This is a genomic window from Kitasatospora sp. NPDC059817, from assembly GCF_042731835.1.
GTDB lineage: Bacteria > Actinomycetota > Actinomycetes > Streptomycetales > Streptomycetaceae > Kitasatospora.
The window spans coordinates 32,804-48,616 of sequence record NZ_JBHWIR010000040.1 but is presented as its reverse complement, the minus strand read 5'-3'; the positions used below and the strand labels follow the sequence as shown (position 1 = coordinate 48,616).

The following is a 15,813-nucleotide window of genomic DNA, read 5'->3' as shown; positions in this document are numbered from 1 at the left end:
GCACGGTCCCGGGCCGCCGCCGCAGCCGCGGCCCGGCGCTCGCAGGCGGCCACCGCCCCGCTCCCCCGGCCCGAGGCCACACCGGTGACCCGCCCGCTGCGGGAGCGGCCGCACACCCCGCCCCCCGGCCGGCCCGGCACCCGCGACCGCGGGCACCCCCGGGACCGCCAGCACACCCCCGCCCCCGGCGGGCGGCCCGGCAACGCGCGGCAGCGGCTGCTGCGGCAGCGGCTCGTGGTCTTCGTCACCGTGACGCTCGGCGTCGCGCTGGCCATCGCGGCCGCCCAGGGGTGCGAGAACCGCAGCAAGCAGGGCCTGCGGCCTTCCAGCGGGTCCACCGCCAGTGCGCCCGCCGCAGGCGGCGCGCAGGCCGTGCCGGGGACCTCGGTGGACGGGGCCGCCGCAGCCCCCGGCACCCAACCCCCCGCCGCCCAGCCTCCGGCCACCCCGCCCGCCGCCGCTGCGGCCGCACACGGCGGCACGGGCGACAGCCCGTTGGCGCCCCCGTACGGATCGGGGCCGGTGGTGGACTGGCCCAACCGCAGCTACCCCGACGGGACCGGCGGGCCCGGCATCGCGCTCCGGGACGGCCGGTCGGTCGGGGCCGGCCCGCAGGTCGTGCTCAGCTCCGTGCTGCCCGCCCGGTACAAGGGCGCCCCGGCTGCGGTCGTCGTCCTGCGGCGGGCCGAGGGCTCGGTGCCGGTCGACCTCGTCCAGCTCTTCTCCTTCATCGGGGACACCCCGGTCGCCGCCACCTCCCGCACCTCGGCGGCCGACCCGCAGGCGACGGCCACCTGGCGGCTCGACGGCGGGACGGTCGTCCGCGAGGAGCGGGTCGCCGCGACCGGCGCGACCACCTCCACCCGCTACACCGTCCGTACCGACGGCACCCTGGACGAGTCCTGGCCCGGCGCCTCCGGCCCCGCCACCCAGCCCCCGGCCGCCGCCCCGGCTCCGCCCACCGCTGCGGCGGGCTGAGCACGGGAGGGCGCGGCACAGGAAGTCGGCCTAGCCGACTTCCTGCTTCCCGCTTTCTACGTGGGGGCTCCTCCGGCGTGAGAGGGGAGGCCGACGTCCCCGTCAGGCGGTGGGGGCGGTGACGGCGTAGAAGGAGACGGCGGCGGCGGCGCCGACGTTGAGGGAGTCGATGCCGTGGGCCATCGGGATACGGACGGCGTGGTCGGCGGCGGCGAGAGCGGGTCCGGTCAGGCCGTCGCCTTCGGCCCCGAGCATCAGGGCCGCCTTGGGGAGGCGGTGCGGGGCGAGGCCGGCGAGGTCGACGGCGCCGTCGGCGGGGGTCAGGGCCAGCAGGGTGAACCCTGCGGTGCGGACGGTCTCCAGGGCGGCCGGCCAGGGGTCGAGCCGGGCGTAGGGCACCGCGAAGACGGCGCCCATGGAGACCTTCACGGCGCGCCGGTACAGCGGGTCGGCGCAGTCGGGCGAGAGCAGGACGGCGTCCATGCCGAGGGCGGCGGCGCTGCGGAAGATCGCGCCGAGGTTGGTGTGGTCGACCAGGCCTTCCAGGACGGCGACCCGGCGGGCGCCGGCGAGCAGGTCCGCGGCCTGCGGCAGCGGCTTGCGTTCCATCGAGGCGAGCGCGCCGCGGTGGACGTGGTAGCCGGTGACGGCTTCGGCGAGCCCCGGCTCGACGACGTGGACGGGGGCGTCCGCCTCGGCGATGACGTCGGCCATCACCTCCAGCCACTTGGAGGTCAGCAGCATCGACCGCATCCGGTAGCCGGCGGCGAGGGCGCGGCGGATGACCTTCTCCCCCTCCGCGATGAACAGGCCTTCGGCGGGTTCGCGCCGACGGCGCAGTTCGACGTCGGTGAGGCCGGTGTAGTCGCCGAGGCGGGGGTCGGCGGGGTCGGTGATGGTGCTGGGTTCGGACACCCTGCGATCTTGCCAAGGCGGGGCGGGGAAGGCCAAACGGCCCAAGCCGCGGGGCGGGCTGGCCTTGGCCCTGTGCCAGCCATGGTGCAAACATGGCCGTATGGCCCGTTTTCCGGGCCGATCCTGGGCTCCGTCGGCCTCTGGTGCTACTGGTTCCGCCGGCTCCTCCGGTGGGCGCCCAAACGGTCGGCTACAGCTGCCACGCGCGAAGCGGCCGTGGCCCGTACGGCACCGGTCGGTGGCCGGGCAGGTGTTCGCGCTGCAGGTCCTCGTCGTCCTGCTGCTGGTGGCGGCGGCCGCGGTGGCGCTGGTGGTGCAGTCGCGCACCGACGCCGACCACGAGGCCCGCAACCGGTCGGTGGCGGTCGCACAGACCTTCGCCAACTCGCCGGGCATCGTCGACGCGCTGCGCTCCCCCGACCCGACCGCGGTCCTGCAGCCCAAGGCGGAGGCCGCGCGGATGTCGTCGGGCGTCGGCTTCATCGTCGTGCTGAACGACGACGGCATCCGCTACACCCACCCCGACCCGGCCCTGATCGGCCACAAGTTCGTCGGCACCTACCTGCCCGCGGTGCACGGGCAGGTGGTGACCGAGCGCGTCACCGACTCGCTCGGCCCGCTGGTCCAGGCGGTGGTCCCGGTGTACGCGCCGGACGGCTCGGTGGCCGGGCTGGTCTCGGCTGGCGTCACGGTGCGCAGCGTCAGCAGCGCGAGCGAGCGGCAGCTGCCGGTGGTGCTGGGCGCCGCCGCGGGCGCGGTCGGGCTGGCCACCCTCGGCACGGCGCTGATCAGCCGGCGGCTGCGGCGCCAGACCCACGGGCTGGGCCCGGCGGAGATGACCCGGATGTACGAGCACCACGCGGCCGTGCTGCACGCGGTGCGCGAGGGCGTCATGATCGTCGGCGCGGACGGTCGGCTGCTGCTCTGCAACGACGAGGCGCGGCGGCTGCTGGACCTGCCGCCGGACGCCGAGGGCCGGCCGGTGACCGAGCTGGGCCTGGAACCCGCGCCCGAGGAGCTGCTGACCGCCCAGCGCCCGGTGACGGACGAGGTGGTGCTGGCCGGGGAGCGGCTGCTGGCGGTGAACGTCCGGCTGACCGACCAGGTGGGCGGCCCGCCGGGCTGCGTCGCCACGCTGCGTGACTCCACCGAGCTGCTGGCGCTGTCCGGCCGGGCCGAGGGCGCGCAGCGGCGGCTGCGGCTGCTGTACGACGCCGGGGTGACGGTGGGCAGCTCGCTGGACGTGACGCGGACGGCGGAGGAGCTGGCGCAGGTCGCGGTGCCCCGGTTCGCGGACTTCGTCACGGTGGACCTGGCGGACCAGGTGCTGACGGGCGAGGAGCCGCCGCCGGGCACCTCGCTTGGGCGGATGCGCCGCGTCGCGCTCGCCGGGATCCGGGACGACGCCCCGTTCTACCCGGTGGACACGGTGCTGGACGTGGTGCCGGCCACCCCGCTGGCCGGGGCGCTGCACAGCGGGGAGTCGGGGCTGGAGCCCTGGCTGGCCCAGGCCCCTAGGTGGCGGGAGCAGGATCCGGAGCGGTCGGCCCGGGTGCTGGCGTACGGGGTGCACTCGATGGTGCGGGTGCCGCTGCGGGCGCGCGGGGTGCTGCTGGGGGTGGCCCGGTTCTGGCGGGCGGACCGCTCGGAGGCGTTCGAGGCGGACGACCTGGTGCTGGCCGAGGAGCTGGTGGCGCACGCGGCGGTGTGCATCGACAACGCGCGCCGCTACACCCGGGAGCACGCGATGGCGGTGACGCTCCAGCACAGCCTGCTGCCGCGCAACCTGCCGCCGCAGAGCGCGCTGGACGTCGCGCACCGCTACCTGCCGGCCCAGGCCGGGGTGGGCGGCGACTGGTTCGACGTGATCCCACTGCCGGGCGCGCGGGTGGCCCTGGTCGTCGGGGACGTGGTGGGGCACGGCCTGCACGCGGCGGCGACGATGGGCCGGCTGCGGACGGCGATCCACAACTTCTCGACACTGGACCTGCCGCCGGACGAGCTGCTGGGGCACCTGGACGACCTGGTGAACCGGATCGACCAGGACGAGGCCGGGAGCGGCGAGAGCGCGGCCCTGACCGGGGCGACCTGCCTGTACGCGATCTACGACCCGGTGGCGCGGCGGTGCACGCTGGCCAGCGCCGGCCATCCGCCGCCCGCCGTGGTGGGCCCGGACGGACGGGTGGTGTTCCCGGAGCTGGCGACCGGGCCGCCGCTGGGGCTGGCGGTGCTGCCGTTCGAGAACGTCGAGCTGGACCTCGCGGAGGGCAGCCGTCTGGTGCTGTACACCGACGGGCTGGTGGAGGACCGCGAGCGCGACATCGGTGAGGGGCTCGAACTGCTGCGGGCGGCGCTGACCGGGCCGCCGCGCACACCGGAGCAGACCTGCGCGGACGTGCTCGGGGCGATGCTGCCGGAGCGTCCGCTGGACGACATCGCGCTGCTGGTGGCACGGACCAGGGTGCTGGCGCCGGACCAGGTCGCGGAGTGGGAGGTGCCGCCCGAACCGGCGGCGGTGGGCGCCGTCCGGGCCGAGGTCGCGCAGCGGCTGGCGGCCTGGGGGCTGGACGAGGCGGCGTTCGTCACCGAGCTGATCCTGAGCGAGCTGGTGACCAACGCCATCCGGTACGGCACCGGGCCGATCCGGGTGCGGCTGCTGCGGGACCGGGCGCTGATCTGCGAGGTGTCGGACGGCAGCAGCACCTCGCCGCACCTGCGGTACGCGGCGACCACGGACGAGGGCGGGCGCGGGCTGTTCCTGGTCGCGCAGTTCGCGGACCGCTGGGGGACGCGCTACACGGCGACGGGGAAGGTGATCTGGACGGAGCAGCCGCTGGAGTAGCCGGTCGGAGTGGCCGAGTGGCCGGCCAGAGGGGGAAGTCGGAGTGGGAAGTCGAGGGGCCCGACTTCCCACTCCGGGCACTCAGCGCTGGAAGGCGGCCGCCAGGACGTTGACCACGTCGCCGACGACGATCACGGCCGGCGGCTTGATCCGCTCGGCCTCGACGGTCGCGGCGACGGTGGCCAGGGTGGCGTCCACCCGGCGCTGGGCGGCGGTGGTGCCCTCCTGGACGATCGCGACCGGGGTGTCGCCCGGGCGGCCGTGCTCGACGAGCTTCGCGGCGATCGCGCCGATCTTGTCCACGGCCATCAGCAGCACCAGGGTGCCGCGCATCTTCGCGGCGGCCTCCCAGTTGGTGAGCGAGCGCTCGTCGTCCGGGCCGACGTGACCGGAGATCACGGTGAACTCGTGCGTCATGCCCCGGTGGGTGACCGGGACGCCGGCCGCCGCCGGGACGCTGATCGAGCTGGAGATGCCCGGGACGACGGTGACCGGCAGTCCGGCCTCGGCGCAGGCGAGCAGCTCCTCGCCGCCGCGCCCGAAGACGTACGGGTCGCCGCCCTTGAGCCGGACCACGAACTTGCCGGCCCTGGCGTGCTCGATCAGCGTCCGGTTGATCGCCTCCTGGGCCATGAACCGGCCGTAAGGGATCTTGGAAGCGTCGATCACCTCGACGTGCTCGGGCAGTTCGGCGAGCAGCTCGCGCGGGGCGAGGCGGTCGGCGACCACCACGTCGGCGTCGGCCAGCAGGCGGCGGCCGCGCACGGTGATCAGGTCCGGGTCGCCCGGGCCGCCGCCGACCAGGGCGACGCTCCCCTGGCCCGGCTGGCCCGAGGCGCCGCCGACGCCGTGCGCGCGGAACTGGCGGACAGCCAGCGAGCCGTCCCGCAGGCCGTCCACGATGGCGTCGCGCAGAGCCGCGGAGTGGCGCGGGTCACCGGTGAGGACCGCGACGGTGGCACCCGCGTCGCGGCCGCTGGCCGGGGTCCAGGCGGTGGCGGCGGAGGCGTCGTCGCTGCGGGCGCAGAACACCCGCTCGCGCTCGGCCTCGGCACTGACGGCACCGTTGACCGCCGGGTCGTCGGTGGCGACCAGGGCGTACCAGGCGCCGGCCAGGTCGCCGTCCCGGTACGGGCGGGCGTGCCAGGTGAGCTCGCCCGCGTCGGCCATCGCCTGCACGGCCGGGGTGGTGGCCGGCGATATCAGGTGCAGCTCCGCACCGGTGGCGATCAGCGCGGGGAGCCGGCGCTGCGCGACCTGGCCGCCGCCGACCACGACCACGCGGCGGCCGGCGAGCAGCAGGCCGACCGGGTACGGGGTACGGCCTTCGGTGCTGGGGTGCGGGGTGGGCGCGGTCATCGGCGGTGCTCCTGATCGGGGGTGAGGGTCGGGGGTGCGGGTGCGGCGTGACGCCGCTCCGCGGACCGGCGCGCCCTCGGGCCGGTCCGCGGAGTGGTGACGGAGGACGTCAGCCCTTCTCGGTGACCCCGGCGGAGTCGAAGGTGGCTACATCGTGCATCGCCCGGGCCGCGCTCTGCACCAGCGGCAGGGCCAGCAGGGCACCGGTGCCCTCGCCGAGCCGCAGGTCCAGGTCGATCAGCGGACGCAGGCCCAGCTTCGCCAGCGCGGCCTGGTGGCCGGGCTCGGCGGAGCGGTGGCCGGCGATGCAGGCCGCCAGCACCTCGGGGGCGATCGCCTTGGCCGCCAGCGCGGCCGAACCCGCGATGACGCCGTCCAGGACCACCGGGGTGCGCAGCGAGGCCGCGCCCAGCAGGAAGCCGGCCAGGGCCGCGTGCTCCAGGCCGCCGACGGCGGCGAGGACGCCGATCGGGTCGGCCGGGTCAGGCCGGTGCAGGGCCAGTGCGGCCCGGATGACCTCGATCTTGCGGGCGTGCGTCTCGTCGTCGATGCCGGTGCCGCGGCCGGTGACCTCGGCCGGGTCGAGGCCGGTGAACACCGAGATCAGGGCGGCCGAGGCGGTGGTGTTGGCGATCCCCATGTCGCCGGTGACCAGCGCCTTGTTGCCCGCCGCGACGAGGTCGCGGGCGGTCTCGATACCGACCTCGATGGCCTTGAGGGCCTCCTCGCGGGTCATCGCCGGACCCTGGGTCATGTCGGCGGTGCCGGGCTTGACCTTGCGCGGCAGCAGGCCGGTGGTGCGGCCCTGCTGGATGGCCTCCGGCAGTTCGGCGGCGACGCCGACGTCGACCACGCAGACCTCGGTGCCGATCTGCTTGGCGAAGGAGTTGATCACCGCTCCCCCGGCCAGGAAGTTGCCGACCATCTGGGCGGTCACCTCCTGCGGCCACGGGCTGACGCCCTGCGCGTGCACGCCGTGGTCACCCGCGAAGATCGCCACGCAGGCGGGCTCCGGGATCGGCGGCGGGCACTTGCGGGACAGGCCGCACAGCTGGGCGGAGATGATCTCCAGCATGCCGAGCGAGCCGGCCGGCTTCGTCATCCGCTTCTGCCGGTCCCAGGCCTCGCCGAGCGCCTTGGCGTCCAGCGGGCGGATGCCGCGCAGGGTCTCGGCGAGCAGGCTCTGCGGCTCCTCGCCGGGCAGCGCGCGGTTGCCGTACTGCTCCTCGTGGACCACCCAGGACAGCGGGCGCTTCTTGGCCCAGCCCTGCTGCTCCAGCTCGGGCTCGTCCGGGAAGGAGTCGACGAAGCCGACGCACAGGTAGGCGACGACCTCCAGGTGCTCGGGCAGGCCGAGCTCGCGGACCAGCTCCTCGTCGTCGAAGAAGCTCACCCAGCCGACGCCCAGGCCCTCGGCGCGGGCGGCCAGCCAGAGGTTCTCGACCGCCAGCGCGGCCGAGTACGGGGCCATCTGGGGCTGGGTGTGCCGGCCCAGCGTGTGCCGGCCGCCGCGGGTGCGGTCGGCGGTCACCACGATGTTGACCGGCGTCTCGAGGATGGCCTCGATCTTGATTTCCTTGAACTGCTTGGCCCGGCCCTTGGGCAGCGAGTCCGCGTACACCTCGCGCTGGCGCTCGGCCAGGGCGTGCATCCGCCGGCGGGTCTTGGCCGAGCGGATCACCACGAAGTCCCAGGGCTGGGAGTAGCCGACGCTGGGCGCGGTGTGGGCGGCCTCCAGGACGCGGATCAGCACCTCGTGCGGGATCGGGTCCGGGCGGAAGCCGTTGCGGATGTCGCGGCGCTCGCGGATCACCTGGTGGACGGCCTCGCGTTCGGCCTCGCCGAAGCCGGGCGCGGCCGGGCCGCGGGGCTCGGCCGGCTCCTCGGCCTGCTCCTCGGCCGGCGCTTCCTCGGCGGGCTGCTCCGCCTGGTCCTCCGTCGGCGCCTCCGCCGGCTCCTCCGTCGACGCCTCCGTCTGCGGCTCGGCGGCCTGCTCGGCAGGCTCGGCAGGCTCGGCAGGCTGCTGCTCGGCGGCGGGGGCCTCGGCTGCCACGGACGCGTCAGCGGCCTGGTCGGCGGCGGGGGCCTCCGGTGTGGCGGCCTCCTCGGCGACGGACTCGGCGGCCACGGGCTCGACGGTGGGGGCCTCGGCGGCGGGGGCCTGTTCGGCGGACTCTGCGGCCGGCTCGGTGACGGGCTGGGTCTGGTCCTCCGGGGTGGCCGGGGCGGTCTCGGCGACCGGCTCGGCGGCGGTCTCGATGGTCTCCGCGGTTGCGGCAACGGGCTCGGTGGCGTCGGCAGCCTCGGTGACCGGGGTGGCGTCCGCGACCGGCTGCGGCGCGGTCTCCGCTGCGGTGGCCTCGGTCTCAGGCTCGACGACGGGCTCGACGACCGGCTCGACCGGGGCCTCGACGGCCTGGTCCACGACCGGCGCGGCCTCCTGCGGCTGCTCGCCCTCGGCGGGCTCGACAACGGGCTCGGCAGCGACCTCGACGGCAGGCTCGACGGGCTCGACGACGGCCTGGCCGGAGGGCATCTCGCCCGTGCCGGCGGCGGTCTCGGCGACCGCCTCGACGACCGTTTCGACGACGGGCTCGACGACCGCCTCCGGCGCGGGCGCCACGGCCTCGGCGGGCTCGCCGGACTCGACCGCTCCAGCGGCCTCGACGGGCGGGGCGGCCTGGATCGGCTCCTCGGCCGGCTCCTCGGCCGCTATGGGAGCGGGCTGCTGCGGAGCGGCCTCCTCGGCCACCGGGGCCTGCGCGGCCGCCGCGACCGGAGGCAGACCGGTGGGCGCGGCGAGGAATGCGGAGATGCGCCGCGGCGGGCCGGCCGGGGCGGGGGCCTCGGCCTGCTCCGCGGGCGCGGCCTGCGCGGCGGCCTCGACGCCAACCTCGGCGACGGGCTCGACGGCGATCTCGACCGGCACCTCTGCGGGCGCCGTCACCACGGCCCCGGCGAGGGGCGTGCCGCTCGGGTCGACGACCGGCTGGCCGGACTCCGCCGGGACCGGCTCGGCCACTGCGGCCTGCGCCGCGTCCACCACGGCCTCGGCGACGACGACGGCCTCCGGCAGTTCGACGACCTCGATCACCTCGATCGCCCCGACCGTCTCGACGGCCAGCTGGGCCTCGACCGGGTGCGAGGCCAGCGGCACCTGCTGGAACTCCTGGGCCTCCGTCGCGGGAACCGCCGGCGCCACCGAAGGCGCGGGCGCTGCCGGAACGGCCTGCGGCGCGGCGGCCGGCGCCGGGGCGACGGCCTCGGCCATCGGCGGCCGGCCGACCACCGGGATGCCGTGCGCGGGCGTGCCGCCCTGCGACGGGCCGCGGTCGGCGAGCGAGCGCACCGGGACCTGGCCGGTCATCAGCGACGGGTCCGGGATCGGCGGGCCTGCGTGCAGCGGGCGGCGCGGCGGCTGAGCGGCCGTCATCGCCTCCGTGGCCTGCGGGTGCGCCGGGGCGGCGTGGAACGGCTGCTGCGCCTGCTCGGCGCCGAGCGCCGGCGGCTCCAGCGGCGGCCACGAAGGCTCGACCGGCGTGCCGTCCTGCTGCGGCGCGAGCGGCGTCTGCTCGGTCGGGAGGGGCGCCAGCGGCTCGCCCCAGGAGCCCTGCGGACCGGGCATCAGCAGGACGTCGTCCTCGTCGTCCTGGTCGAGGAAGTGGAAAGCCGGACGCGGGGCGCCCGGGTCGATCCCCCAGCCCTCACCGGGCACACCGGGAGCCGGTGCGCCGGGAGCCGACAGGCCGGGGGCCGGTACGGCGAAGCCGGACGCGCCCAGCGGCTGGCCCTGCGGCGGGATGACACCCGCGCCGGGGGGCATCGCACCACCGGCCGGGCCGTGGCCCGGCGCCGTCGGGTTCGGGATCACGCCGCCGTCCGTCGCGACGCCCTGGAGGGGTGCAACGCCCGCGACGCCCTCCGGTCCGCCGAGCGTGTCCGGCCCGGCGTTCAGGTGCTCCGGCAATCCCTCGCCCGGGACGTGGCCGCCATCGGTCATTGTCAAACGCTCCTTCCAGGCCGCTGCCGCGCCCTTGGCGACACGATCACCGACCGCAGCGCCCATCCGCACGGGCCGGGCCTGCACCGGCCCGTCCCTCAACCACACGCGGCCGCCGCGCCGAGGCGCTGCGGCCCAAGTCTTTCCGGCGCACTGCGGCACCCCGGCCTGCGCACCGCCCACACCGGGCGGTGCACCATCTGAAACAACGACAACCCGGAGCAACCGGCACGACCGCACCGGACCCTACGGCATTCTCCAGGTCCGGCACGCGGCCCGTCGAATTGCCCACACTCCGAGCAAAACCGGATTGCACCACGTCAAAAAGGCGACAAACCGACTGAATCGGGTGGGTCGCCGACCGCCGCAGCCGCCCAGGACGCCACACTACCGGCCCAGCACGGTCACCTCTCGAATCGGTGTCCGGATGCGACCTGGATCACCGCCCGGCCCCACCACGACCCCTCAGCAGCACAGCGCGGGACCAGAATGCGCCCGGCGGATCAGGTCGAATCCACAGGACGCACCCCGGTCCTTCACGCGATCTGCTCACCCCAGAGCAGCAGCACGCCGGTTCCACCCGCCCCCAGAACCAGCCCGCCACCGGCGCCACCGGCGGCCGACAGCGGAGTGGACTGCAGCAGCACACCGTCCGCCCGGTAGCCGGCCTCGGCGATCGCCCGGTGGATCTGCTCCCCCTCCGCGAGGGTCCGGGGCACCGCGACGAACCGCTCAGGACGGCGGGCCAGCACCGCGCGCACCACGTCGAGGCCGCCGGACTCCACCACCGCCACATCCGGCTCGGGCAGGCCGCCCAGCACCTCGGGGCCCTGCCCGTGCACGGTCTCCACCTCGACGCCGTACCGGCGCGCGTTCACCGCCAACCCGGCGCAGGCCGAGCGGGACGCCTCGACCGCGACCACGGCGGCGCCGAAGCGGGCCGCCTCCACCGCGAGGGCGCCGCTGCCCGCGCCGACCGACCAGACCAGATCCCCCGGACGAGCACCCAGACGGGCCAGCACCAGGGCGCGCACGTGCGCGGGGAGCGCCTCCGATGCGCCGGGCTCGTCCCCCGCGCGCCCGGCGCCCGCGTAGGCGTCACCGGGGAGCGCCCAGCCGCGGTCCGCGCCGGGGAAGCCGACCGGGCGCCCTGCCAGCCAGCCGGCCTCCGTGTCGACCCCGCCGGCCTGGGGACCGCCGTGGCCTCCGATCACCAGCACCACGTTGGGGTCGCGCCACACGTGGTCGGCGATCCGGTCGGAGGTGAGGACGGTGACGTCCTCGTCCGGGGTGCCGAGGGCCTCGCAGACCACGAAGGTCCGGTGCACCCCGCGCAGCATGAGGGCCAGTTCGCTCGGCCCCGCGCCGGGCGCGGTCAGCACCGCGACCTTGGGGTGGGCCCGGCAGATGTTGGCCGCGCGGCGCAGCCGTCCGCCGTGGGCGCTGACCACCTGGGCGTCCTCCCAGGGCATGCCGGCCCGGGCGAAGGCGGCGGCGACCGAGGAGACGGCGGGCAGGACTTCCAGTTCGAGGCCGTACTCGGGGCGGCGCAGCGCGCGCACGACGCCGAAGAAGCCCGGGTCGCCCTCGGCGACCACGACGGCGGCGCCGCGGTGCTCGGCGATCCGCCGGGCGGCCTGCCGGACGTTGCCGAGGGTGATCCGCTCGGCGGCGTCCGGCACCGGGAGGGCGTTCAGTTGGTAGGGGGCGCCGGCCACCAGGGTCGCTGCGGCGAGGGCCGCGCCGGCGGCCTCGGTCAGCGGCGTGCCGTCCCACCCGATGACCGTGATCCGGTCAGCCATCTGCGGCCGTTCTCCCTCGACTCGGTGCGCGGACCGGCCTGCGCCCCGGGGTGTCCCTGTGGTGTCACCCGGTGTGCGACTCGGTGCGCCGACAAACCGCGCCGATGTGCGGCGCCGGTGCAGAGGCTACCGGGTGTGATCCCCTCGGCGCCGACATCTCGTACACATGTCCGTGACGAGCCGCCGGCGGATCGGCTGCTCAGGCGGCTCAAACGGCTCGGGCGGTACAGGCGGCTCGCGCGATCGGGGCGGCTCAGTCGCGCAGCACGTAGCGCTGGTCGCCGTGCCAGCCGCCCCGCTGCGGCTCGGGCTCGGGCGCGTCCAGGTCCTCCGGGAGCAGGCTCCACAGGATGAGGTCGCTGCGGCTCTCCACCGCGGCCTCGCCGGACTCGCCCCGGACTATCCAGGCGCTGCGCAGCACGCCCTCGCTGATGCCGCCGATCTTCTGGGCGACCTGCTGGGCGGCGGTGTTCCCGGCGGCGGTGCGCAGTTCCAGGCGCAGGAAGTCGCGGTCCTCGAACAGCCACTGGCTGACGCCGAGGACGGCCTCGGGCGCGTAGCCCTCGCCGCGGGCCCAGGAGGCGGTGACGTAGGAGATCTCGGTGCTGCGCAGGCGCCAGTCGGTGTTGCGCAGTTCGACCAGGCCGACCAGACGCTGGGTGAGGTGCTCGGTGACGGCGAAGACGATGCCGCGGCCGGCGGCCCGGTGGGCGGGGGCGAGGGTGCGGGCGAGTTCGGTCGCGTACGCCTCGGTGAAGGGGTGCGGCAGATCGGTCCAGGCCAGGACGAGTTCGTCCGCCATCATCGTGGCCAGGCCGGGCGCGTCGTCCTCCGCAAGGGGCCGCAGCAGAAGCCGTTCGGTGCTGATGGCGGTCTCGGGGAAGCTCGCTGCCATGCCGTCTCTCCTCGCCGGGTCGTGAACACAACACCGTACGCCCCCTCCGTGCCCCGGGTGTCACGCGGTGCGCCGCCCGCACGACGGTACGTCAGAACGCCGCCGACCAGGGCGCCCCGGGTGCATCCTGCCCGACCGGGCCCCCGCCGAGGTGCGGCGGGGGCCCGGTCGGGATCAGGGCGTGGATCGGACCGCGGCTCAGAAGGCCGGGATGACCGAGCCCTGGAAGGTGTCGTCGATGTACTTCTTGACCTCGTCGGAGTGCAGCAGCTCGGCCAGCTTCTTCACGCGCGGGTCGTTCTCCTTGCCCTTCTTCACGGCGAGGATGTTGGCGTACGGGTTGCCCTCGGCCTTCTCCAGCACCAGCGCGTCGGTGGCGGGCTTCAGGCCGGAGTCGAGCGCGTAGTTGCCGTTGATGACGGCGGCGTCGAGGTCGGCGATGGAGCGGGGCAGCTGGGCGGCCTCCAGCTCCTTCCACTTGAGGTTCTTCGGGTTGCCCGTCACGTCGGCCGGGGTGGCGGCGGTGGTGACGCCGTCCTTCAGCGTGATGAGCTTGTTGTCGGCGAGCAGCTTGAGCGCGCGGCCCTCGTTGGTGGCGTCGTTGGGCAGGCCGACGGTGGCGCCGTCCGGCAGGTCGGCGATCGACTTGACCTTCTTGGAGTAGACGCCGAGCGGCTCCAGGTGCACGGGCTCGACCGAGACGATGTCGGTGCCGTGCTTCTTGTTGAAGTCCTCCAGGTACGGGACGTGCTGGAAGTAGTTGGCGTCGGCCGAACCGTCCTGCACCGCCGTGTTGGGGGTCACGTAGTCGGTGACCTCCTTGATGTCGAGCTTGAGGCCCGCCTTGGCCGCGAGGTTGTCCTTGACGTACTTGAGGATCTGCCCGTGCGGGGTGGGGCTGGCGATGACCTTGAGCGGCGCGTTCGGGTCCGAGGAGGAGGACCCGGAGCTGCCGCACGCGGCCAGCGAGAGGGCGATGCCGGCGGTGGCGAGGATGCTGGTGAACTTCAGGGCGTTGCGCACGAAAAGTGCCTTTCTGCGTGATACGGGGAGCCGTGGTCCGGTGTCGGACCCGGGAGGTCTAGGGGGCGACGAGGTCCTCGTCGGGGGCGGCCGGCGCGCGGCCCAGCAGGCGGGTCCGGCCGCCGGTGCCGCCGCGGTTGGCGAGGCGCCGGACGGCGAAGTCGCCGATCAGCTGGACGGCGGTGACGAGGATCACCAGCTCGGCCACGATGACCCACATGAAGGCGGTCTCGAAGCGCTGGTAGCCGTAGTTGACGGCGAGCGTGCCGAGGCCGCCGCCGCCGACCGTGCCGGCCATCGCGGAGTAGCTGATCAGCGTGATGATCGTGGTGGTCACCGAGGCGGCGATGCCGGGCAGCGCCTCCGGGAGCAGCGTCTTGCGGACGATCGTCCAGGTGCTGCCGCCCATCGCCTGGACGGCCTCGACCAGGCCGCGGTCGACCTCGCGGACGGAGGTCTCGACCAGGCGGGCGAAGAACGGGATGGCGCCGATGGTGAGCGGCACGGTCGCCGCCTGCCAGCCGATGGAGGTGCCGACCAGCCAGCGGGTGAAGGAGATCAGCGCGATCATCAGGATGATGAACGGCACCGAGCGGGCGATGTTCACCACGAAGGCGATCGACTTGTTGACGGCCCGGTTGGCCAGCAGCCCGCCCTTGTCGGTCAGCACCAGCAGGATGCCCAGCGGCAGGCCGAGCAGCACGGTGACGGCCGTGGAGACGCCGACCATCTGGAAGGTCTCCTGCGTGGCGGGCCCCATCAGGGCCCACATCTGGTCCCAGGTCATGCCACCGCTCCGTCCACCGCGCCCAGTACGTCCACCTGCAGGCCCTGCTCGCGCAGGTAGCCGATCGGCACCACGTTGTCCTGGTGGCCGCCGGAGAGCTCGACCCGCATCCGGCCGACCATCCGGCCGGCGATGGTCTCCACCGCGGCGCCGAGGATGTTGATGTCGATCTGGTAGGTGCGGGCCAGCTGGGAGACGAAGGGCTGGGCCGAGGAGTCGCCCTGGAAGGTGATCTCCAGCACGGTCGAGCCGGGGTGGCCGGTGCCGAACTCGCTGAGCGGGAACAGCTCGCGGGCCAGCTCGGAGCCGGGCTCGGCCAGCAGGTCGGTCAGCCTGCCGGACTCGACCACCCGGCCACCGCGCATCAGGGCCGCGGAGTCGCAGACGGACTTGATGACGTCCATCTCGTGGGTGATCAGCAGGACGGTGAGGCCGAGCTGCTGGTTGAGGTCGCGCAGCAGCTTGAGGATCGAACGGGTGGTCTCCGGGTCGAGCGCCGAGGTGGCCTCGTCGGAGAGCAGCACCTTGGGGTCGCCGGCCAGGGCCCGGGCGATGCCGACGCGCTGCTTCTGGCCGCCGGAGAGCTGGTTGGGGTAGCTGCGGGCCTTGTCGCCGAGGCCGACCAGGTCGAGCAGTTCGGCGGCCTTGCGGCGGCGCTGGGTGCGGTCCAGTCCGATGATCTCCAGCGGGAGCTCGACGTTCTGCTGGACGGTCCGCGAGGAGAGCAGGTTGAAGTGCTGGAAGACCATGCCGATCCGGCGCCGCGCCTCCCGCAGTTCCCGGCCGGCCCGGTTCTCGCCGCCGGACAGCGCGGTCAGCTCGACCCCGTCCACCGTGACGGTGCCGGAGGTCGGACGCTCCAGCATGTTCACGCAGCGGATGAGGGTGGACTTGCCGGCGCCGCTGGTGCCGACGACTCCGTAGACCTCGCCAGGGCGGACGTGCAGGTCGACGCCGGCGAGGGCGCTCACCTCGCGGCCTCGGGAGCGGTAGACCTTCGTGAGGTCCGTGGTGGTGATCACAGCTGCTTCCGTGGGTCGGGGGCGGGCGGCGGGCGGCCGCCCGACCGGGGTGCGGTCGGCGACGTGCACGGCGCTTCGCCAGGGGGATCCGGACCTGCCACCTCTTGATCGTGGCCGCTGCGCGGCCGGGCCGCGCGACGGCGTGGCCCTTACGAGTCATCGGGCGCGAGTCACGGGCACGAGTCGTCGT

General features: G+C 75.1%; 9 protein-coding genes and 1 pseudogene. 2 read left to right on the top strand and 8 right to left on the bottom strand.

Annotated features, from left to right (window positions below; genetic code table 11):
• Positions 1 to 978: pseudogene (locus ACFV61_RS11820) on the top strand (hypothetical protein); the annotation flags it as partial.
• 102 nt (positions 979 to 1,080) lie between these two features.
• On the opposite strand, the gene ACFV61_RS11815 reads toward ACFV61_RS11820, so the two are convergent.
• Positions 1,081 to 1,893 carry a TrmH family RNA methyltransferase gene (locus ACFV61_RS11815; RefSeq protein WP_380345286.1) on the bottom strand — a complete coding sequence of 271 codons (813 nt, stop codon included), beginning with the start codon at positions 1,891 to 1,893 and terminating at the stop codon, positions 1,081 to 1,083.
• A 238-nt stretch (positions 1,894 to 2,131) separates the two neighbouring features.
• Between ACFV61_RS11815 and ACFV61_RS11810 the strand changes: the two genes are divergently transcribed.
• Positions 2,132 to 4,735 carry a SpoIIE family protein phosphatase gene (locus ACFV61_RS11810; protein ID WP_380491364.1) on the top strand — a complete coding sequence of 868 codons (2,604 nt, stop codon included), beginning with the start codon at positions 2,132 to 2,134 and terminating at the stop codon, positions 4,733 to 4,735.
• Positions 4,736 to 4,816: 81 nt separating this feature from the next.
• Here ACFV61_RS11810 and cobA read toward each other — a convergent pair whose 3' ends face one another.
• The 7 genes from cobA to ACFV61_RS11775 form a co-directional block, all read right to left on the bottom strand.
• Entirely contained in the window at positions 4,817 to 6,094 is a 1,278-nt protein-coding gene (gene cobA / locus ACFV61_RS11805; RefSeq protein ID WP_380491362.1) for a uroporphyrinogen-III C-methyltransferase, read from the bottom strand.
• A gap of 109 nt (positions 6,095 to 6,203) precedes the next feature.
• On the bottom strand, positions 6,204 to 10,094 hold the full coding sequence (cobT, locus tag ACFV61_RS11800; protein WP_380491361.1) for a nicotinate-nucleotide--dimethylbenzimidazole phosphoribosyltransferase: 3,891 nt from the start codon (positions 10,092 to 10,094) through the stop codon (positions 6,204 to 6,206).
• A gap of 536 nt (positions 10,095 to 10,630) precedes the next feature.
• Positions 10,631 to 11,896, bottom strand: a complete 1,266-nt coding sequence (cbiE, locus tag ACFV61_RS11795) for a precorrin-6y C5,15-methyltransferase (decarboxylating) subunit CbiE (RefSeq protein ID WP_063346833.1) — start codon at positions 11,894 to 11,896, stop codon at positions 10,631 to 10,633.
• A 253-nt stretch (positions 11,897 to 12,149) separates the two neighbouring features.
• The gene (locus ACFV61_RS11790) at positions 12,150 to 12,791 is read right to left on the bottom strand and encodes a GNAT family N-acetyltransferase (RefSeq protein WP_380491359.1); all 642 of its coding nucleotides are present in this window, start codon (positions 12,789 to 12,791) and stop codon (positions 12,150 to 12,152) included.
• 198 nt (positions 12,792 to 12,989) lie between these two features.
• The gene (locus ACFV61_RS11785) at positions 12,990 to 13,814 is read right to left on the bottom strand and encodes a MetQ/NlpA family ABC transporter substrate-binding protein (protein WP_063346836.1); all 825 of its coding nucleotides are present in this window, start codon (positions 13,812 to 13,814) and stop codon (positions 12,990 to 12,992) included.
• Positions 13,815 to 13,872: 58 nt separating this feature from the next.
• Complete coding sequence (locus ACFV61_RS11780) at positions 13,873 to 14,601, bottom strand: methionine ABC transporter permease (RefSeq protein WP_380425061.1); 729 nt, start codon at positions 14,599 to 14,601, stop codon at positions 13,873 to 13,875.
• Complete coding sequence (locus ACFV61_RS11775) at positions 14,598 to 15,623, bottom strand: methionine ABC transporter ATP-binding protein (protein ID WP_380345277.1); 1,026 nt, start codon at positions 15,621 to 15,623, stop codon at positions 14,598 to 14,600. Before ACFV61_RS11775 ends, ACFV61_RS11780 begins: the two co-directional genes overlap by 4 nt.
• Positions 15,624 to 15,813: the final 190 nt, after the last annotated feature.

Coding starts and splice junctions, on each gene's coding strand:
- cobA (WP_380491362.1), bottom strand. CDS start 6,094: ATGACCGCGCCCACCCCGCACCCCAGCACCGAAGGCCGTACCCCGTAC.
- cobT (WP_380491361.1), bottom strand. CDS start 10,094: ATGACCGATGGCGGCCACGTCCCGGGCGAGGGATTGCCGGAGCACCTG.
- cbiE (WP_063346833.1), bottom strand. CDS start 11,896: ATGGCTGACCGGATCACGGTCATCGGGTGGGACGGCACGCCGCTGACC.
- ACFV61_RS11790 (WP_380491359.1), bottom strand. CDS start 12,791: ATGGCAGCGAGCTTCCCCGAGACCGCCATCAGCACCGAACGGCTTCTG.
- ACFV61_RS11780 (WP_380425061.1), bottom strand. CDS start 14,601: ATGACCTGGGACCAGATGTGGGCCCTGATGGGGCCCGCCACGCAGGAG.